The organism is Nocardioides pollutisoli, assembly GCF_040045055.1.
GTDB classification, from domain to species: Bacteria; Actinomycetota; Actinomycetes; order Propionibacteriales; family Nocardioidaceae; genus Nocardioides; species Nocardioides tweenelious.
In genome coordinates this window covers 517,829-536,315 of the sequence record NZ_JBDZDU010000002.1, presented here as the reverse complement: position 1 = coordinate 536,315, position 18,487 = coordinate 517,829, and the positions used below count along the sequence as shown (strand labels likewise).

General features: G+C 70.4%; 20 protein-coding genes. 14 read left to right on the top strand and 6 right to left on the bottom strand.

Annotated features, from left to right (window positions below; translation table 11 throughout):
• Window positions 1-5: 5 nt before the first annotated feature.
• Window positions 6-1,184: an MFS transporter gene (locus ABLE68_RS20670; protein WP_348873909.1), complete on the bottom strand. Its 1,179-nt coding sequence runs from the start codon at window positions 1,182-1,184 to the stop codon at window positions 6-8.
• 86 nt (window positions 1,185-1,270) lie between these two features.
• Between ABLE68_RS20670 and ABLE68_RS20665 the strand changes: the two genes are divergently transcribed.
• From ABLE68_RS20665 to ABLE68_RS20655, 3 genes are all read left to right on the top strand, one after another.
• Window positions 1,271-2,374, top strand: coding sequence for a ferrochelatase (locus ABLE68_RS20665; RefSeq protein ID WP_348873907.1), 1,104 nt, complete (start codon window positions 1,271-1,273; stop codon window positions 2,372-2,374).
• Window positions 2,371-3,189, top strand: coding sequence for an inositol monophosphatase family protein (locus tag ABLE68_RS20660; protein ID WP_348873906.1), 819 nt, complete (start codon window positions 2,371-2,373; stop codon window positions 3,187-3,189). Before ABLE68_RS20665 ends, ABLE68_RS20660 begins: the two co-directional genes overlap by 4 nt.
• A gap of 173 nt (window positions 3,190-3,362) precedes the next feature.
• Window positions 3,363-3,653 (top strand): DUF4193 domain-containing protein, encoded by a 291-nt coding sequence (locus ABLE68_RS20655; RefSeq protein WP_348873905.1) that lies wholly within the window; start codon window positions 3,363-3,365, stop codon window positions 3,651-3,653.
• 60 nt (window positions 3,654-3,713) lie between these two features.
• Here ABLE68_RS20655 and ABLE68_RS20650 read toward each other — a convergent pair whose 3' ends face one another.
• Together ABLE68_RS20650 and ABLE68_RS20645 are read right to left on the bottom strand one after the other, a co-directional pair.
• Entirely contained in the window at window positions 3,714-4,007 is a 294-nt protein-coding gene (locus ABLE68_RS20650) for a DUF4235 domain-containing protein (protein ID WP_348873903.1), read from the bottom strand.
• Between the two features lie 21 nt (window positions 4,008-4,028).
• Window positions 4,029-4,496: a DUF3093 domain-containing protein gene (locus ABLE68_RS20645; RefSeq protein ID WP_348873902.1), complete on the bottom strand. Its 468-nt coding sequence runs from the start codon at window positions 4,494-4,496 to the stop codon at window positions 4,029-4,031.
• Between the two features lie 52 nt (window positions 4,497-4,548).
• Here ABLE68_RS20645 and dut point away from each other — a divergent pair, with 52 nt between their 5' ends.
• From dut to ABLE68_RS20625, 4 genes are read left to right on the top strand one after another with little or no spacing between them, the layout of a single operon-like run.
• Window positions 4,549-5,004, top strand: coding sequence for a dUTP diphosphatase (gene dut, locus ABLE68_RS20640; protein WP_348873901.1), 456 nt, complete (start codon window positions 4,549-4,551; stop codon window positions 5,002-5,004).
• A gap of 47 nt (window positions 5,005-5,051) precedes the next feature.
• Window positions 5,052-5,696, top strand: a complete 645-nt coding sequence (locus ABLE68_RS20635; protein ID WP_348873899.1) for a DUF3710 domain-containing protein — start codon at window positions 5,052-5,054, stop codon at window positions 5,694-5,696.
• 13 nt (window positions 5,697-5,709) lie between these two features.
• Entirely contained in the window at window positions 5,710-6,072 is a 363-nt protein-coding gene (locus ABLE68_RS20630) for an OB-fold nucleic acid binding domain-containing protein (RefSeq protein ID WP_348873898.1), read from the top strand.
• A complete protein-coding gene (locus ABLE68_RS20625) occupies window positions 6,069-6,800 on the top strand; it encodes a DUF3159 domain-containing protein (protein ID WP_348873897.1) in 732 nt (243 codons plus the stop codon). Before ABLE68_RS20630 ends, ABLE68_RS20625 begins: the two co-directional genes overlap by 4 nt.
• Here ABLE68_RS20625 and ABLE68_RS20620 read toward each other — a convergent pair.
• Both ABLE68_RS20620 and ABLE68_RS20615 read right to left on the bottom strand, forming a co-directional pair.
• Complete coding sequence (locus tag ABLE68_RS20620) at window positions 6,788-7,459, bottom strand: potassium channel family protein (RefSeq protein ID WP_348873895.1); 672 nt, start codon at window positions 7,457-7,459, stop codon at window positions 6,788-6,790. The two genes, ABLE68_RS20625 and ABLE68_RS20620, sit on opposite strands and share 13 nt — an antisense overlap.
• A gap of 7 nt (window positions 7,460-7,466) precedes the next feature.
• Entirely contained in the window at window positions 7,467-8,129 is a 663-nt protein-coding gene (locus ABLE68_RS20615; RefSeq protein WP_348873893.1) for a potassium channel family protein, read from the bottom strand.
• Window positions 8,130-8,201: 72 nt separating this feature from the next.
• Here ABLE68_RS20615 and ABLE68_RS20610 point away from each other — a divergent pair, with 72 nt between their 5' ends.
• Both ABLE68_RS20610 and ABLE68_RS20605 read left to right on the top strand, forming a co-directional pair.
• Window positions 8,202-10,244 (top strand): APC family permease, encoded by a 2,043-nt coding sequence (locus ABLE68_RS20610; protein ID WP_348873892.1) that lies wholly within the window; start codon window positions 8,202-8,204, stop codon window positions 10,242-10,244.
• Complete coding sequence (locus ABLE68_RS20605; protein ID WP_348873891.1) at window positions 10,241-11,368, top strand: class I SAM-dependent RNA methyltransferase; 1,128 nt, start codon at window positions 10,241-10,243, stop codon at window positions 11,366-11,368. The genes ABLE68_RS20610 and ABLE68_RS20605 overlap by 4 nt, the downstream gene beginning before the upstream one ends.
• 115 nt (window positions 11,369-11,483) lie before the next feature.
• Here ABLE68_RS20605 and ABLE68_RS20600 read toward each other — a convergent pair whose 3' ends face one another.
• Entirely contained in the window at window positions 11,484-12,446 is a 963-nt protein-coding gene (locus tag ABLE68_RS20600) for a hypothetical protein (protein ID WP_348873890.1), read from the bottom strand.
• 340 nt (window positions 12,447-12,786) lie between these two features.
• Here ABLE68_RS20600 and ABLE68_RS20595 point away from each other — a divergent pair, with 340 nt between their 5' ends.
• From ABLE68_RS20595 to ABLE68_RS20575, 5 genes are all read left to right on the top strand, one after another.
• Complete coding sequence (locus ABLE68_RS20595) at window positions 12,787-15,600, top strand: aconitate hydratase (protein ID WP_348873889.1); 2,814 nt, start codon at window positions 12,787-12,789, stop codon at window positions 15,598-15,600.
• A gap of 129 nt (window positions 15,601-15,729) precedes the next feature.
• Window positions 15,730-17,025: a hypothetical protein gene (locus tag ABLE68_RS20590; protein ID WP_348873888.1), complete on the top strand. Its 1,296-nt coding sequence runs from the start codon at window positions 15,730-15,732 to the stop codon at window positions 17,023-17,025.
• On the top strand, window positions 17,012-17,488 hold the full coding sequence (locus ABLE68_RS20585; protein ID WP_348873887.1) for a SigE family RNA polymerase sigma factor: 477 nt from the start codon (window positions 17,012-17,014) through the stop codon (window positions 17,486-17,488). Before ABLE68_RS20590 ends, ABLE68_RS20585 begins: the two co-directional genes overlap by 14 nt.
• On the top strand, window positions 17,485-17,784 hold the full coding sequence (locus ABLE68_RS20580) for an MTH1187 family thiamine-binding protein (protein WP_348873886.1): 300 nt from the start codon (window positions 17,485-17,487) through the stop codon (window positions 17,782-17,784). The genes ABLE68_RS20585 and ABLE68_RS20580 overlap by 4 nt, the downstream gene beginning before the upstream one ends.
• Complete coding sequence (locus tag ABLE68_RS20575; protein WP_348873885.1) at window positions 17,784-18,482, top strand: thioredoxin-like domain-containing protein; 699 nt, start codon at window positions 17,784-17,786, stop codon at window positions 18,480-18,482. Before ABLE68_RS20580 ends, ABLE68_RS20575 begins: the two co-directional genes overlap by 1 nt.
• Window positions 18,483-18,487: the final 5 nt, after the last annotated feature.

Genomic DNA, 18,487 nt, shown 5'->3' with positions numbered 1-18,487 from the left:
GGAGGCTACCTCGCCGTGCGTGGCAGGGTCTGTGCCGCAAGGGCGGCGACGATGCCGGCCGCCACCGAGACCAGGTACGCCGCCGACGACCCCTGGTGGTCGACGACGAGGCCGCTCAGGGTGGCACCGGGCGCGACGCCCGCGACCAGCCCGGTCTGCATGATCGCCATGCCCTCGGTGAGCCGTCCGGTCGGCACGCTCGCCTCGGTGAGCGACATCGATCCGATCAACGTCGGGGCGATCGCGAAGCCGGCCACGAAGAGGGTCGCGCCCATCAGGGGCAGCGAGTGGATGAAGCAGAGCGGCACCATCGCGCAGGCCATGGCGAACGCTCCCCAACGCACCCGGACCGTCGGGCCCTGCCGCCAGCGGATGGCGCCGGTGATGACCCCGGCGCTCAGGCTGCCGAGGGCCCACAGTGCGAGCAGCACGCCGGCGTACGCCTTGTGGTGGTGCTCGTCGGCGAACGCGACGGTCGTGACCTCCGCCGCGCCGAAGAGGATGCCGAGCGCGGCGCTGACGACCGCCAGCGGTGCGACGGTCCGCCACGGCATGTCGGGTCGCGGGCCGGTCGCGCCCGACGACGCGTGCGGCGGCGGCTCGGTCGTCCGCTGCACGGCGAAGGCGAGGGTGCCGGCCACGCAGGCGACGACCGCGACCGCGAGGCCGGCGACCGGGTGCCACGCCGTGGCGAGCACGGTGACGGCGATCGGGCCGAGGATGAAGACGGCCTCGTCGAACACGGCCTCCAGCGCGAACGCCGTCTGCACGTCGGCCGGCTGGTCGAGCACGTAGGACCACCGCGCGCGCACGCTCGAGCCGACCTGGGGAAGCAGCGCACCGCCGACGGCTGCCAGGACGTACGTCGTCGCGATCGGCCAGTCGCCCTGCACCGACCACACCACCAGCGAGATCGCGAGGCCGAAGCCGATGCTGGCCGTGGCGAGCACCCGGGCCTGGCCGAGCCGGTCGAGCAGCCGTCCCTGGAGGATCGCGAAGCCCGCGTTGGCCACCATGTACGCCGCGGACACGGCCCCGGCGACGCCGTACGAACCCGTGGCCGCCGAGACGAGCAGCACGATGCCCAGACCGACCATCGAGATCGGCAGACGGGCGACCAGACCGGTCAGTGAGAAGCGGAGCGCGCCGGGCCGGGCGAGGATCCGCCGGTACGACGTGAACACCCTCGGAGGGTATGGCCGTGCCGCTGTGGTCACCCAATCGCCCACCGCAACCGCGAGGGCAACCGGGTCTAACTAGGATCGATTTCATGAACCCTGACTGGAGTCCGTACGACGCCGTGCTGCTCGTGTCGTTCGGTGGTCCCGAGGGGCCCGACGACGTCGTGCCGTTCCTCGAGAACGTCACCCGCGGGCGCGGCATCCCGCGCGAGCGGCTCGAGGAGGTCGGGCAGCACTACTACGACTTCGGCGGCCGCTCGCCGATCAACGACCAGAACCGCGCCTTCCTGGCGGCGCTGCGCGACGACCTCGCCGGCGCCGGCATCGACCTGCCGGTCTACTGGGGCAACCGCAACTGGGACCCCTACCTCACGGACACCGTGCGCCAGATGGCCGCCGACGGGATCACCCGCGTCGCGTGCTTCGTGACCAGCGCCTACTCGTCGTACTCCTCCTGCCGGCAGTACCGCGAGAACCTCTACGACGCGGTCGACGCCCTCCCCGAGTCCCTGGCGGAGGGCGCACCCCAGCTCGACAAGCTGCGCCTCTACTTCAACCACCCGGGCTTCGTCGAGCCGATGGTCGACGCGACCCTCGCGGCCCTGGCCGACCTGCCGGCGGACGTGCGCGACACCGCTCACCTGGCCTTCGTCACCCACTCGATCCCGGACACCATGAACGACGGCAGCGGACCCGAGGGTGGCGCGTACGTCTCCCAGCACCGCTCGCTGATGGACGAGGTCGTCGAGCGGGTCCGCCAGGAGACCGGGCGCCGGCACGGCCACGAGCTCGTCTTCTGCTCGCGCTCCGGCTCGCCGCAGACGCCGTGGCTCGAGCCGGACGTCAACGACCACCTCGAGCAGCTGCACGCGGACGGCGTGACCGGGGTCGCGATGGTGCCGATCGGCTTCGTCTCCGACCACATGGAGGTCGTCTACGACCTCGACACCGAGGCCCTGGCCACGGCCGAGAAGCTCGGCCTGCCGGCCACCCGCGCGGCCACCGCCGGGATCGACCCGCGCTTCGTCGCCGCCGTACGCGACCTGCTGCTCGAGCGGGCCGCCGTCGAGCGTGGCGAGGACGTCGTCCGGGCGGCCGTCGGCTCGTGGCCGGCCTGCTGGGACCGCTGCTTCGTCGGTTGCTGCCCCAACCCGCGGGCCGAGCGACCGGCGTTGTCGCAGGTCGACTCGTGACGGTCTCCCCCCGGGAGCTCGCCGACCTGGCGCTGGCCACGGCCCGCGAGGCGGCGGAGCTCGTCCGCGAGCGCGCCCGCGGCGAGGTGACCGTGGCGGCGACCAAGTCCAGCGACATCGACGTCGTCACGGAGGCCGACCGCGCCAGCGAGGCACTGATCCGTGCCCGCATCTCCGAGGCCCGTCCCGGCGACGGGTTCATGGGGGAGGAGGGCAGCGACGTCGCCAGCACCACCGGGGTCCGGTGGGTGATCGACCCGATCGACGGCACCGTCAACTTCCTCTACGGGATCCCGCAGTACGCCGTCTCCATCGCGGCCGAGGTCGACGGCGTCGTGGTCGCCGGTGTCGTGCTCGACGTGCAGTCCGGCGTCGAGTACGTCGGTCGGCTCGCCGACGGTGACAGTCCGGCGTCGGCCACCCGCGACGGCCGACCGATCACGGTCCGTGGTCCCGCGCCGATGTCGGAGCGGCTGTTCGCGACCGGCTTCTCCTACGACCGCCGGGTCCGCGTGCTCCAGGCCGAGGCAGTCACCCGGCTGCTGCCGCACGTGCGCGACATCCGGCGCCTGGGCTCCTGCGCCCTCGACCTGTGCCTGGTCGCCGACGGCCGGATGGACGCCTACGTCGAGGAGGGCGTGAACTTCTGGGACCACGCCGCCGCGGGGATGATCGCGAGACTTGCCGGAGCACGTACCCTCGTGCTCGCCGGTGCGGGTGGCCTCGATCTGCTGGTGTGTGCCCCTGAGCACAGCTTCGACGAGGTGCTCGAGGCGGTTCGGAGCGCCGGCTTCTCACCCGATTCGGGGGAATAGCGGGTCGTCACCCGATGTTCACGCACGGCAACGCCTTTCCGGTGTGCTTTTTTGATCGTTCATGGTGCACAATCTGGCGCCGACGCCGCAGCGCCGACCGAACGATCACGAGACGACGAGACGACGAATTGATGAGACGTGGGGCCGCACGTTTCCCGGGGATGGAGTGATGAATGGCGACTGACTATGACGCGCCGCGCAAGAACGAGGAAGACCAGTCCGAGGAGAGCATCGAGGAGCTGAAGGCCCGGCGCCACGACAAGAACTCCGGCAAGGTCGACGAGGACGAGGCGGAAGCCGCCGAGTCCTTCGAGCTGCCGGGCGCCGACCTCTCGCACGAGGAGCTGGCCGTCGAGGTCAAGCCCAAGCAGGACGACGAGTTCACCTGCATGAGCTGCTTCCTGGTGCACCACCGCAGCCAGCTGGCTGACGCGAAGAAGATGATCTGCAAGGACTGCGCCTGATCGCAGGCTGACGCACGAAGGGCCGCAACCCCGTGGGGTTGCGGCCCTTCGTCGTTCAGATCAGCTGCCGTCGGCCTGGAGGTCGGCCGGCAGGTGCCCGGTCGAGCGCTGGTAGTAGGAGGCGGCCCGGCGCTGGGCGAGCATCCGGGCGAGCCCGACGGCGGTGCCGCTGACGCCGGCCCACAGCACGGCCTCCCAGATCTCGACGTCGGGGTCGGCCGGGTTCTCCGGCGGCTTCTTGCCGGTCGCGATCGACCACGACTTGTCCATGACCTTCTTCGCGAGCGCCGCCGCAGCAAGCGCCGAGATCAGCGAGAAGACGGTCCACACCTTCGATCCACCACCAGAAGCCATGGCGGAACAGTACCCAGATGGCTAGCCGTCAACCGACTGCGTCAGCGCGGTCAGCGCCTTCGCCAGCTCCTCGGGGTGCCGGGTGCAGATCAGCCAGTACGGCGCAGGGTCGGCCCGGTCGGTGATCTCCACCTTGACCGCGCGCTTGAGGTAGGGCCGGAGCAGCAGGTAGGCGCGGGCGTCAGCGTCGACGCCCGCCGTACGCCGGGTCTGGTCGGCGTCGAGCGCCGTGACCGCACCGAGGTGCTGGGCCGCGATGTGCGCCCGGCCGGCGCGGAAGGTGCCGTCGGTGACGCTGATCCGAGCCGAGCCGAAGGACCAGAGGACCAGGCCGAGCACGGCCAGGGCGACGGCCGTGACCGTCCAGGCGGCCGCTGCCGGGAGCGCGACCACGACCGCGAGCCAGAGCGTGGCGACCAGCATCGTGCCCTGCACCCACCAGCGCAGCGGCACGCCGAGGCGCTCGCTGTAGGCGGGGGAGACGGTCACGGCAGAATCCTGTCATTGGTCCTCGCGGGGACGGCCGGTAGGGTCCGGCGACGTGCCTGCAGACCTCGAGATCCTGGTGCAGCGGCTGGACCAGGACCTGCCGCTCCCGTCGTACGCCCATCCCGGCGACGCCGGAGCCGACCTGCTCACCACGGTCGACGTGACGCTCGCCCCCGGCGAGCGCGCGATGGTCCCGACCGGGATCGCGATCGCGCTGCCGGAGGGGTTCGTCGCCCTGGTGCACCCCCGGTCGGGCCTGGCGGCCAAGCACGGGCTGTCGATCGTGAACACCCCGGGCACCGTCGACGCCGGCTACCGCGGCGAGATCAAGGTGATGCTGATCAACCACGACCCCCTCGAGCCCGTCGAGCTGCGTCGCGGTGACCGGATCGCGCAGCTGGTCATCCAGCGCTTCGAGCGGGCCGCGTTCGTGGAGGTCGGGGATCTCCCCGACTCGGCGCGCGGCACCGGGGGCTACGGTTCTACCGGAGGCTTCGGTCGCTCCTGAGCCCACCCGCATGTCGCAATCCGCACGTCCGAGAGAGAGTCGTTCCCGTGAAGTTCCGCCGCAAGTCCGAGTCCAGCGAGGCCGCCGACACCACCGAGACCGCTGAGGTCGACGAGGTCGAGGCCGCCGGGCCGGTGGTGGGGCCGTACGACGTCGACGACCTCGCCGCTGACGACGAGATCGTCCGCATCGACCTCGGCTCGCTCCTGGTGGAGCCTGTCGAGGGCCTCGAGCTGCGGCTCCAGGTGGAGGACGCCACCCAGACCGTCCAGTCCGTGATGCTGGCCGGACCCGAGGGCGCCGTCGAGCTGCGGGCCTTCGCCGCACCCCGCAACGGTGACCTCTGGAGCGAGGTCCGGCCGCAGATCGCGGCCGAGTACGCCCAGCGCGGCGGCACCGCGTCGGCCCAGGAGGGCCGCTGGGGCACCGAGCTGGTCTGCAACCTGACCGTCCGTACCGACGACGGCCGCACCGGCAACCAGGCCTCGCGGGTCGTCGGCATCAACGGCGCTCGCTGGATGCTGCGCGCCACGTTCCTCGGCAGCCCGGCCGTCGACGCCGAGGCCGCCCAGCTGTGGGAGTCCGCGGTCGCGAAGCTCGTCGTACGCCGCGGCAAGGAAGCCATGCCCGTGGGCGCCGAGCTCCCCCTCGTCCTGCCGGCAGCCGACAACCTCGTCGTCCACGAGCACTGACGAGCACCGGCGCATGCACGAGAAGAGTCGGCTGCGGCGCAGCATCAGCCGGTGGGCGAACACCACCGACCAGCATGCGCGCGACCTCCGCAAGACGTACGCCGAGGAGGGCTTCGACCGGATCGGTGAGGCGCCCGACCGCGAACGCGTCCGGCTCCGGGGCACCCTGCGCACCGTGACCCTGCGTCCCCGCGGCGGCGTGCCGGCCCTCGAGGCCGAGCTCGACGACGGCACGGGCGTCATCACGATCGTCTGGCTCGGCCGGCGCCGGATCACCGGCATCGCCCCGGGTCGCCCGATCGCCGTCCAGGGCCGGATCGGTCAGCACGACGGGGAGCGCATCCTCTACAACCCGCGCTACGAGCTGATTCCGTGACCGAACGACAGGCTCAGGACGAGTCCCAGCACCCGGCGCAGCCGTCCGTCGACACGGTCGAGGCCGTGGTCCGCGCGCAGATGTCCAAGGCGCTCGGCGGTCGACGGGGCATGGTCGAGGCAGCCGTCCCGACGATCCTCTTCACCATCCTGTGGCTGACCACCAGCGACCTCACGGTCGCGCTCGCCGTCAGCATCGCCGCTGCGGTGGTGCTGCTGGTCGCCCGGATCGTGCAGCGATCGTCGGTGCAGTTCTGCCTGAACGCGCTCTTCGGGATCGGCATCGGCTGGCTCTTCGTGCACATCTCGGCGAGCCGGGGCGGCAGCGCCGACGACCAGGCGCTGGCCTACTTCCTGCCCGGCATCATCTACAACACCGGCTACTCGGTGGTCCTCGCGATGACCTGCCTGGTCGGGTGGCCGCTGGTCGGCTTCATGGTCGGCAGCGTGACCGGTGACCCGACGGCCTGGCACCAGGACAAGCAGGTCGTCCGGCTGTGCTCGCAGCTGACCTGGCTGCTGACGATCCCGTGCATCCTGCGGGTCGTCGTGCAGGCGCCGATCTGGTTCGCCGGCAAGTCCGGCGGGATGCACGCGGACACGGCAGTGGCCACCCTCGGCATCCTCAAGATCGCGATGGGCTGGCCGCTCCAGCTGGCCGCCCTGACGGCGATGGTGTGGGTGCTGTCCCGCAACAGGACGCCGCTGGAGCCCGCTCAGGCAGGGTGAGCCCCGGGCGCCAGCAGGCGCTCGAGCTGGTCCTCGACGTCGGCGGGCACGACGAACAGCAGCTCGTCGCCGGCCTCGACCGGCTGCTCGGCGTCGGGCACGTAGACCTGGCCGTCGCGCAGGATCGTCACGAGCGCGCAGTTCTCCGGGAACGGGATCAGCCCGGCCGGCTTGCCGACGTACGGCGAGTCGGCGGGCAGCGTCATCTCGACCAGGTTGGCGTTGCCCTGGCGGAACGTGAAGAGCCGCACCAGGTCGCCGACCGTGACCGCCTCCTCCACGAGCGCGGACATGATCCGCGGGGTCGAGACGTTGACGTCGACGCCCCAGGCCTCGGTGAAGAGCCACTCGTTGTTGGGGTGGTTGACCCGGCCGACCGTGCGCGGCACGCCGAACTCGGTCTTGGCGAGCAGCGAGGTGACCAGGTTGACCTTGTCGTCGCCGGTGGCGGCGATGACCACGTCGCACTGGTCGAGCCGCGCCTCCTCGAGCGAGGAGAGCTCGCAGGAGTCGGCGAGCAGCCACTCGGCGTCGGGCACCCGCTCCGGCTTGATCGAGTCGGGGTCCTTGTCGATCAGCAGGATCTGGTGACCGTTGTGGATCAGCTCGCGGGCGATGGAACGGCCGACGGCACCGGCTCCGGCGATGGCGACGCGCATGGGTCCCTCAGCTCTCGTCCGGGCCGTCGTTGATGACCGTGTAGGCGTTCGCGGCGTGCTCCTCGCGCATCACGACGTGCAGGATGTCGCCCTCCTGGATGACGCTGTCACGCGTCGGCAAGGTGCCTTCGCCGAGCCGGTCGATCCAGGCGATCCGGCTGTTCGATTGGAACTGGAAGTCGATGGTCCGGTGGCCGATCCACGGCTCGGGCGCCGGGATCTGGTCGACCCGGATGGTGCCGGAGGGGTCGCGGAAGTCGGGCTCGGCGCCGGCCGGGAGCAGCCGACGGAGCACCTGGTCGGCGGTCCACTTCACGGTCGCGACCGTGGTGATGCCGAGCCGCTGGTAGACCTCGGCGCGGCCCGGGTCGTAGATCCGGGCGACGACGGCCTGGATCCCGAAGCTCTCGCGCGCCACCCGCGCGGCGATGATGTTGGAGTTGTCGCCGCTCGAGACCGCGGCGAACGCGTCGGCGCGGCGTACGCCGGCCTTCTCCAGGACCTCCTGGTCGAATCCCTGGCCGGTGACCTTGTCACCGTTGAAGCCGGGGCCGAGGCGCCGGAAGGCGTCGGGGTCGCTGTCGATGATCGACACGGTGTGGTTGCGGTCCTCGAGGCTGCGCGCCAGCGTGGAACCGACGCGCCCACAGCCCATGATCACGACGTGCACGGTGCAGACGCTACATGCATCCAGCGGCGTGGATGCACTGCGCGCCACACGGTGGGTCTAGCCTTTCCGCTCGTGGGCGTCAGCGACGTATCGAAGCGGATCCTGCTCGGGCGCAAGCTCCGCAGCTCCCAGCTCGGGGAGACTCTTCTCCCGAAGCGCATCGCCCTTCCCGTCTTCGCGAGCGACGCTCTCTCGTCGGTGGCCTACGCCCCGGACGAAATCTTCATCATGCTGTCGCTCGCGGGCGCGTCGGCGTTCGTCTGGTCCTGGAAGATCGGCATCGTCGTCGCCTGCGTGATGGCCGCGGTCGTCGCGTCCTACCGGCAGACCGTGCACGCCTACCCGAGCGGCGGTGGCGACTACGAGGTCGCCACGGTCAACCTGGGCTCCAAGGCCGGCACCACCGTCGCCAGCGCGCTCCTCGTCGACTACGTCCTGACGGTCGCGGTGTCGATCTCGTCGGGTGCGCAGTACGCCGCAGGCGCGATCCATCCGCTCAACGGCCACGAGGCGTGGTTCGCGACGCTGCTGGTGATCGTCCTCGCGGCGCTCAACCTGCGCGGCATCCGAGAGTCCGGGACGTTCTTCGCGATCCCGACGTACGCCTTCATGGTCGCGGTCCTCGGCATGTGTGCCTACGGGTTCTTCCAGTTCGCGTTCGGCGACCTGCCGAAGGCGGCGAGCGCGCAGTACGACCTCGCCCCGGCGAGCGGCTACGGCGACACGATGACGACCGCCGCCCTGGTCTTCCTGCTGGCGCGTGCCTTCTCGTCCGGTTGTGCGGCGCTGACCGGCGTCGAGGCGATCTCGAACGGCGTCCCGGCCTTCCGGCGGCCGAAGAGCAAGAACGCCGCGACCACGCTGCTGCTGCTCGGCCTGATCGCGATCACGATGATGCTCAGCATCATCGTGCTGGCGAAGCAGATGGGCGTGCAGATCGTCGACCCGGGCGACCTGAGCCGGCTGACGCTCAACGGCCAGCCCGTGACCGCCGACCAGCACCCGCTCATCGCGCAGATGGCGGACGCGATCTTCCACGACTTCCGGGCCGCCTTCTACTTCATCATCACGGTCACCGGCATCATCCTGGTGCTCGCCGCCAACACCGCGTTCAACGGCTTCCCGGTGCTCGGCTCGATCCTGGCCAAGGACGGCTACGCGCCCCGGGCGCTCGGCTCGCGGGGTGACCGGCTCGCCTACAGCAACGGCATCCTCTTCCTGGCGATCATGGCGATCATCCTGATCCAGATCTTCGATGCGGAGCCGACCCGGCTGATCCAGCTCTACATCGTCGGCGTCTTCGTGTCGTTCAACCTGAGCCAGCTCGGCATGATCCGGCACTGGACCCGCCACCTGAAGACCGAGAAGGACCCGTCCGAACGGGCCCGGATGTATCGCTCCCGGGTCATCAACGCGGTCGGTCTCACGTTCACCGCGGTCGTCCTCGTGATCGTGCTGATCACCAAGTTCTTCGCCGGCGCGTGGATCACGATCCTGGCGATGATCGTCTTCTACATCGTCATGCGCGGCATCCACCGGCACTACGCCAACGTCAGCGAGGAGCTGGCCGCCGACGACGAGGACAAGATGATGCCCAGCCGGGTGCACGCGATCGTCCTGGTCTCCAAGCTGCACAAGCCCACGCTGCGGGCGCTGGCCTTCGCGAAGGCCACCCGGCCGAACGTCCTCGAGGGCGTCTACGTCTCCGTCGACCCAGAGGCCACCAACCGGCTGCTGGAGGAGTGGGACGAGCGCAACCTCGACGTACCCCTCAAGGTCCTGCACTCGCCCTACCGCGAGCTGGTGCGGCCGATCGTCGAGTACGCCATGGAGATCCGCCGGGCCAACCCGCGCGGCGTGGTCGCGGTCTACATCCCGGAGTACGTCGTCGGTCGGTGGTGGGAGCAGTTCCTGCACAACCAGACCGCGCTGCGGCTCAAGGGCCGGCTGCTCTTCGCCCCCGGCGTGATGGTCACGTCCGTGCCCTACCAGCTGCGGTCCTCGGAGATCGTGCGCGAGCGCGAGGAGCGCGAGGGCACCTGGGTGCGTCCCAACGAGGTGCGCTTCGGTGACGTCCCCGAGCGCCGTCGCGACCGGCAGATCCCGCGACGATGACCCCTCCCGGCAACAACCGTGGCCGCCCGCGCCACCCTCGTGCCAAGCAGGCACGCGGCGCGTCCCGTGTCGGCGAGCGCTTCGAGGCCGTCGTCGGCCCGGTCGCCCACGGCGGCCACTGCGTCGTACGCCTGCCCGACCCCGTCTCCCGCGTCGTGTTCGTGCGGCACGCGATCCCGGGGGAGCGCGTCGTCCTCGAGATCACCGAGGGCACCGACGGCGACCGCTTCTGGCGCGGCGACGCGGTCGAGGTCCTCGAGGCGTCGCCCGACCGGGTCCTGGCTCCCTGCCCGTACGCCGGCCCCGACCTCTGCGGCGGGTGCGACTTCCAGCACGTCACGCTCGACCGGCAGCGGTCCCTCAAGGCCGACGTCGTCCGCGAGCAGCTGCACCGGCTGGCGAAGCTCGACGTCGACGTCGAGGTCGAGGCGGTGCCCGGCGACGACGACGGCCTGCACTGGCGGACCCGCCAGCGCTACGTCACGCTCCCCGGCGGTGGCCGGGCGATGCGCAAGCACCGCTCCCACGAGCTGGTCCCGGTCGACACCTGCCTGCTCGAGGCGGCCTCGCCGTCGCCGCACACGGCTCTCGGCCGGACCTTCGAGGTCGCCGACGACGGCTTCTGGCAGGTGCACCCCGGTGCTCCCGACGCACTCGTCACCACCGTCCTGTCGATGCTGCGCCCGCAGCCCGGAGAGCGCTGCCTCGACCTCTACGCCGGCGTCGGGCTGTTCGCAGCCTTCCTGCTCGACGCGGTGGGGGAGTCGGGCCGCGTCGTCGCCATCGAGGGCGACCCCGAGGCCTCCCGCCTGTCGTCGGTCAACTGCCCCGGCGCGGTCGTCTCCGCCGGATCGGTCGACGCCGTGCTCGCGACGTCGTACGACGAACCCTTCGACCTGGTCGTGCTCGACCCGCCGCGCGAGGGCGCTCGCCGTCCGGTCGTCGAGGCGATCGTCGACCGCGCCCCGCGCGCGATCGCCTACGTCGCCTGCGACCCCGCCGCCCTGGCCCGCGACCTGGCGACCTTCGCCGAGCACGGCTACACGCTGCAGGAGCTGCGCGCGTTCGACCTCTTCCCGATGACGCACCACGTGGAGTGCGTGGCCTTGCTGGAGCGGGTCTGAGCCACCGTCGGGCGGTGGGTCCTCCACCTTCCGGTAGGGGCCGGTCGGTGGATCTCGCACCGCTGACCCGGTCCGGCGGTGTGCGCTCCACCGAAACCGCGAGTGCTTTCGGTGGTTAGCCCACCGCTGGGCGGCGGTCGCGATCCTGACGTGGTCCGATGGCGACCGAGACCGATCTGAACAGCAGCTCCCACTGCGTGCCGAACGCTGGCGGCGGACCGTCGTACCCGCGATCGAGCAGGGTTCGGTACACCTGCCCCACCAGGATCCGCGGCTGTCGGATGCGCTCCTTGGTGACCTGGATGTAGTGGTGTCCGGATGAACGGAGCAGCTCGTAGCGGTCGATGTCGGCGTTGTACGTCGCGCGGTCCTCCTGGTGGTGGCCGCCTTCGTACTCGACGATCGTGCGCCACGGTCGGTAGACCAGGTCGCCGATCACCTCGACCTCCTCGTCGATGCTCACTGAGACGTTGACGTCGAGTTGCGGCAGCCCGCAGAAGGTGAGGATCGCCCGGAGCTCGCTCTCCATCAGCGACCGAGCCCGGCCGTCCAGGTGCTCGAGGATCCAGACGGCCTCGTCCGCGCCGTGGCGCCAGAGGCCGGAGAGGGCAAGCGTGCGGATCTCGTCCAACGTCGTGTGCTTGCGACGGAGCAACCAGTCGCCGACCTTGATGGCGTCGATGACTCGGCTGTGGGCGCAGTACGAGATGAAGGCCCCGGCAACCGATACCCCGGTCTCGTCGGTCGGGGGCAGCACCTTGGTGCGGTGGAGGAAGACGTTGTCGAAGGCCAGGTGGAGGTCGCGAGCGACCACGAACCTGATCGGGAAGTGCGGACCGTAGTCGAGGCCTAGCTGCTGGAGGCGACTGATGCCGGTCAGGTGAGCGTCGGGTGGGAGCGCGAGCCGAGCAGCGTTCGCCCAGTCGGTATCAGACATCTGGTGCTCGGCCGCTCGGAAGACCCGGGGATACACGCGCACGAAGCGCTTGCCGTCGAGCTGACGATTCGAGACGCCGAGCGAGCGGGCCCGGGCGCGTGTGAAGGGACCGGACGTGAGTTCCTCGGGGATCGGATGCATGCGGGCAGTCGACGTCGGATCTCGGTGATCGCGCTCGCCCCGCACGACTACTTGTGGATGAACCTGCGGCACAACGTCTCTGTGGACACCGGGTGGGCGGTGGGAGGTCCACCGACCCGAGTCGATCAAGAGGTGGAAGAGTCACCGCCGCCCGCGACCAGCAGGGAGCGCCGGGGCCGGAGTGTCCGGCTCGATAATCCACTCGACGTCATGTATCTTGATGTCAAGAGATATTGCTTCACGACCGCCCCGACCTAGTTAGGGCAGCCTTCCTTTTGCGACGCCTCCGTGCGACGGCAGGATGGTGGAGCGAGCAGCTGAGACGACGAGACATCAGGAGATGACTGCTGTGGCCAGTCAGGACAGCTTCGGTGCGAAGAGCACCTTGGACGTGGACGGCAAGTCCTACGAGATCTTCCGCCTCGACGCGGTCGAGGGTGACGGCCTGGACGTGAAGTCCCTGCCGTTCAGCCTCAAGGTGCTCCTGGAGAACCTCCTCCGCACCGAGGACGGCGCGGACATCACCGCCGACGACATCAAGGCGATCGCCGGCTGGGACGCGGACGCGGACCCCAGCAAGGAGATCCAGTTCACGCCGGCGCGCGTGATCATGCAGGACTTCACCGGCGTCCCGTGCGTCGTCGACCTCGCCACCATGCGTGAGGCGATGGCCGACCTCGGCGGCGACCCGACCAAGATCAACCCGCTCGCTCCCGCCGAGATGGTCATCGACCACTCCGTGATCGCCGATGTGTTCGGTACGCCGGAGGCCTTCGGCCGCAACGTCGAGATCGAGTACGAGCGCAACCGCGAGCGCTACCAGTTCCTGCGGTGGGGCCAGGGCGCCTTCGACGACTTCAAGGTCGTCCCGCCGGGCACCGGCATCGTCCACCAGGTCAACATCGAGCACCTCGCCCGCACGATCTTCACCCGCGAGGTCGACGGTGAGCTGCAGGCCTACCCCGACACCTGCGTCGGCACCGACTCCCACACCACGATGGTCAACGGCATCGGCGTGGTCGGCTGGGGCGTCGGCGGCATCGAGGCCGAGGCCGCGATGCTCGGCCAGCCCGTGTCGATGCTGATCCCGCGCGTCGTCGGCTTCAAGCTCTCCGGCGACCTGCCCGAGGGCGCGACCGCCACCGACCTGGTGCTCACGATCACCGAGATGCTGCGCAAGCACGGCGTCGTCGGCAAGTTCGTCGAGTTCTACGGCCCCGGCGTCTCCGTGCTGCCGCTGGCCAACCGCGCCACGATCGGCAACATGAGCCCGGAGTTCGGCTCCACGATCGCGGTCTTCCCGATCGACGAGGAGACCACGAAGTACCTCAAGCTCACCGGCCGCTCCGAGGAGCAGCTCGCGCTGGTCGAGGCCTACGCCAAGGAGCAGGGCCTCTGGCACGACCCGGACCACGAGCCGCGCTTCTCCGAGAAGCTCGAGCTCGACATGGCCACGGTCGTCCCGTCGCTCGCCGGCCCCAAGCGCCCGCAGGACCGCGTCTCGCTGTCCGAGGCGAAGGACTCCTTCCGCACCGCGCTGGCCGACTACGTCGACGACAGCGGCGACCAGAACGGGTACGACGAGGCCGTGGCCGAGTCCTTCCCGGCCTCGGACGCGCCGTCCAACGGCCACGGTGAGGCGGCGCCCGGCGAGCTGGAGCACGCCCACGCCGGCGCCGGCCGCGCGAGCAACCCCGCCGAGGTGACCCTGGACGACGGCACGTCGTTCACGATCGACCACGGTGCGGTCACGATCGCGGCGATCACGTCGTGCACCAACACGTCCAACCCGTCGGTGATGATCGGCGCGGGCCTGCTCGCGAAGAAGGCCGTCGAGAAGGGCCTGCAGCGCAAGCCGTGGGTCAAGACGACGCTGGCGCCCGGCTCCAAGGTGGTCTCCGACTACTACGAGAAGTCCGGCCTCACGCCGTACCTCGACAAGCTCGGCTTCAACCTGGTCGGCTACGGCTGCACCACGTGCATCGGCAACTCCGGTCCGCTCATCCCCGAGGTCAGCCAGGCCGTCAACGACAACGACCTCGCGGTCGTGTCGGTGCTGTCGGGCAACCGCAACTTCGAGGGCCGGATCAACCCGGACATCAAGATGAACTACCTCGCGTCCCCGCCGCTCGTCGTCGCCTACGCGCTGGCCGGCTCGATGGACGTCGACCTGTTCAACGACCCGCTCGGTCAGGACCAGGACGGCAACGACGTCTTCATGCGCGACATCTGGCCGTCGCCGTCCGAGGTCGAGGAGGTCATCGCGGGAGCGATCAGCTCCGAGATGTTCGGCGAGAGCTACAAGGACGTCTTCGCCGGCGACGAGGCCTGGCAGTCGCTGCCGACCCCCGAGGGCAAGACCTTCGCCTGGGACCCGGAGTCGACGTACGTGCGGAAGCCCCCGTACTTCGACGGCATGCCCGACACCCCCGAGCCGGTGACGGACATCGAGGGCGCCCGCGTGCTGCTCAAGCTCGGCGACTCGGTCACCACCGACCACATCAGCCCGGCCGGTGCGATCAAGAAGGACTCGCCCGCGGGCAAGTACCTCGCCGAGCACGGCGTCGAGAACCGAGACTTCAACTCCTACGGCTCGCGTCGCGGCAACCACGAGGTGATGATCCGGGGCACGTTCGCCAACATCCGGCTGCGCAACCAGATCGCTCCCGGCACCGAGGGCGGCTTCACCCGCGACTTCACCGCGGGCGGCGAGGTGACCTCGGTCTTCGAGGCCTCCGAGAACTACATCGCCGCCGGCATCCCGCTGGTCGTCCTGTGCGGCAAGGAGTACGGCTCCGGCTCGTCGCGCGACTGGGCGGCCAAGGGCACCTCGCTGCTGGGCGTGAAGGCCGTCATCGCCGAGTCGTACGAGCGGATCCACCGCTCCAACCTGATCGGCATGGGCGTCATCCCGCTGCAGTTCCCCGAGGGCGAGAGCGCCGAGTCGCTCGGCCTGACCGGTGAGGAGACCTTCTCGATCTCCGGCATCACCGAGCTCAACGAGGGTCGTACGCCGAAGACCGTCAAGGTCACCGCCGGCGACGTGTCGTTCGACGCCGTCGTCCGCATCGACACCCCCGGCGAGGCGAACTACTACCGCAACGGCGGCATCATGCAGTACGTGCTCCGCAACCTCCGGGCTCAGTCCGCCTGATCGACAGCCGAGTCGGCGCAGTGTCAGCCTGACACTGCGCCGACTCGGCATTTCTGATGGCTCAGCGGACCCCTCCTTTTGGTGAGGCGGTGGCGTGGGTAGAGGTGTGAGCACCTTCCGGGAGGTCCGATGACCACGCTGCACGACCGGCTCGCCGACCTGGCGGGCGAGGCGCCGGCCGCGGTGCCCGACCCCGGCCTGTGGGACCGCGGGCGCCGCTATCACCGGCGTCGGCGCGCCGGGACCGTCGTGATCGCGGCGGCCGCGGCCGTCCTGCTGGCGACGATCGCGACGGTCGACTGGCAACGGTCCGCACCGACGCCGGTGCCTGCTGAGGGACCCGCGGGTCTGCCGAACCGGATGTGGGCGCCGGGCCCGTGGCTGCCGTCGACCGAGACGCCCGGGCAGCTCGTCGCCATCACCAGCGCTGATCGCGGCAGCTGGACGGGCAGCCACGCCGGCACGGTGGGTGTGTCGGCGACGTCGGGTGACTACGCGTTCGTCGACCTGCCCGACGCTGATCTCGAGTACGCCGATGTCGACCTGGCGCCAGACGGGCGGCACGTCGCCTACTGGCTGACCGGGCCGACCACGGGCACGCCCAACACCGCGGACGGCCCCATTGCAGGTGTGGCCGTCTACGACCTCGTGACGGGCGAGGTGACGCGGCACTGGATCGACACTGCTCACGGCCTGCGCCCGGACTTCCTCACGTGGGCCGATGCCGCGACCGTCGTCTTCTCCGCCGGTCAGATCGTCGGCGGGGACGACGCCTCGGACATGGACCGGTCGTCGTCGAGGTTCGGCACCGTCACCGCTTGGCGGCTCGGCGCGGCGCCGGTTGCCGTGCCGGGCGTACCTGCCGGAGCGTCCTTGATGGGAGCAGCGCACGGCCGGATCCTGATGAACCATCGGCTCGTCGCGCTGGACGAGTCGGAGCGAGCGCGGCGGATCAGCTATCCCGCAGTCTCCGGTGCTTTCGGCAGCATGCACTTCATCGGGCTCGGCCCGTCCGGGGACGAGATCGCGGCGGTCTTCGGCAACCGCTCGCCCAACGACGTCATGGCCGGGCCGGCGGCCGACCTGCGGGTCGTCAGTGGCACCCACGGTTCCTTCGGGGTGGTCGACTGGCTCGACCCGGATGCGATCGTGACACTGCAGCGCATCGGCGGCTGGCGCACCGGGAAGACCGCCCTCGTCAAGCACTCGCTGACAGGCGGTGAGACGCAGGAGCTGGTCCGTTTCCCGACCGACTCCTTGGGCGGCGGCTGGCAGTTCGCGACCGACCTGCTCAGCTCGCCCTCGGTTGATGCAGAGCGACCGGCGTCGCCGATGGATCCGCGCCTGGCTGCTGGCCTGGCGGCGGCGGTGTGCCTTGCGGCGGCAGCCGGACTTCTGATCTGGAGGCGCCGTGTCCGGCCCTGAGTCCTTCGAGGAGTACGTCGCGGCGCGCCGTCCGGCGCTGCTGCGGACGGCGTACCTCCTCACCGGTTCCCACGAGGACGCCGAGGACCTCGTGCAGGTGGCGTTGATCAAGGCCGTCCCGCACTGGAAGAAGATCGCGGACCGGCCCGATCCCTACGTGCGCAAGGTGCTGGCCCGCGAGAGTGTCAGCCGTTGGCGGCGGCGTCGGTGGCGCGAGGTCCACACCGACCGGCTGCCGGAGACGCCGGTCGACGGGCCGGGTGATGACCGGCTCGCGCTGCGCCAGGCGCTCTCGGCGCTGGCGCCGCGGCAGCGTGCGGTCATCGTGCTGCGCTACTACGAGGACCTGACCGAGGTGGAGACGGCGCGGGTGCTCGGGATCTCGGTCGGCACGGTGAAGTCGCAGGCGCGCGACGCCCTGGCACGACTTCGCGTGGAGGCAGTCGATACCGTTTCAGCATGATCGTGGCCATGAGCATCTCGCCGGGGACCGCTGACGAGACCGGGAGCGTCTCCGAGGCCGTCGCCGCCGCCGTCCGGGTGGTCAAGGATTCCGGGCTTCCCTACGAGCTCAACTCGATGTTCACCAACATCGAGGGGGAGTGGGACGAGGTGATGGCCGTGGTCAAGCAGGCCGTCGACGTCGTCGCCGCGGTGTCCCCGCGCGTCGGCCTGGTGCTGAAGGCCGACATCCGTCCCGGCTGGGACGGGCAGCTCAGCGCCAAGGTCGAGCGCGTCGAACGACTGCTCGCCGACTGATGACGGACCACCCACCGGAGTCCGACCGCTCGTCGATCCCGCCACCGCCGCCCTACCCACCGCCCCCGCCGGGCTACCCGCCGCCGGTGCACCTCACCGTCGGTGCGGTCGAGGAGCCGAAGCGCTCTCGCAGCACGATCGTCGTCCTCGCGGTCGCCGTGGCGCTGCTGGTGCTCACCACCGCCCTCGCCGTACCTCTCCTGGTGAACGACGACGACCCGCTCGACGCGACCGCGGGCAGCGCCGACCTCAAGGGCGTCAAGGTGTACGACGACCTGAAGGTGACCCACACGTCGGCCGACATCAACTACCCGCAGAGCCCGCCGGTCGGTGGTCCGCACGCGCCGGTGTGGCTGGACTGCGGTGCCTACGACCAGCCGGTCCGCGAGGAGAACGTCGTGCACGACCTCGAGCACGGCAGCGTCTGGATCAGCTACGACCCCGACCTCGACGCCGACGACGTCAGCACGCTGGCCGGCGCGCTGCCGCAGAACGGCATCATGGCGCCGTACCCCGGCCTCGACGCCCCGGTGGTCGTGACCGTCTGGGGCCGGCAGCTCGAGCTCACCGGGGCCGACGACCCTCGGCTGGCGCTCTTCATCCACGCCTTCGGCGGCGGCGAGACCGCTCCGGAGCCGTTCGCGTCGTGCGCGGGCGGCGTCCGCGATCCCGGCGGCGACACCGGCACCGCGGTCTAGCTGCG

Coding starts and splice junctions, on each gene's coding strand:
- ABLE68_RS20665 (WP_348873907.1), top strand. CDS start 1,271: ATGAACCCTGACTGGAGTCCGTACGACGCCGTGCTGCTCGTGTCGTTC.
- ABLE68_RS20655 (WP_348873905.1), top strand. CDS start 3,363: ATGGCGACTGACTATGACGCGCCGCGCAAGAACGAGGAAGACCAGTCC.
- ABLE68_RS20650 (WP_348873903.1), bottom strand. CDS start 4,007: ATGGCTTCTGGTGGTGGATCGAAGGTGTGGACCGTCTTCTCGCTGATC.
- ABLE68_RS20630 (WP_348873898.1), top strand. CDS start 5,710: ATGCACGAGAAGAGTCGGCTGCGGCGCAGCATCAGCCGGTGGGCGAAC.
- ABLE68_RS20620 (WP_348873895.1), bottom strand. CDS start 7,459: ATGCGCGTCGCCATCGCCGGAGCCGGTGCCGTCGGCCGTTCCATCGCC.
- ABLE68_RS20605 (WP_348873891.1), top strand. CDS start 10,241: ATGACCCCTCCCGGCAACAACCGTGGCCGCCCGCGCCACCCTCGTGCC.
- ABLE68_RS20600 (WP_348873890.1), bottom strand. CDS start 12,446: ATGCATCCGATCCCCGAGGAACTCACGTCCGGTCCCTTCACACGCGCC.
- ABLE68_RS20595 (WP_348873889.1), top strand. CDS start 12,787: ATGACTGCTGTGGCCAGTCAGGACAGCTTCGGTGCGAAGAGCACCTTG.
- ABLE68_RS20590 (WP_348873888.1), top strand. CDS start 15,730: ATGACCACGCTGCACGACCGGCTCGCCGACCTGGCGGGCGAGGCGCCG.
- ABLE68_RS20580 (WP_348873886.1), top strand. CDS start 17,485: ATGATCGTGGCCATGAGCATCTCGCCGGGGACCGCTGACGAGACCGGG.
- ABLE68_RS20575 (WP_348873885.1), top strand. CDS start 17,784: ATGACGGACCACCCACCGGAGTCCGACCGCTCGTCGATCCCGCCACCG.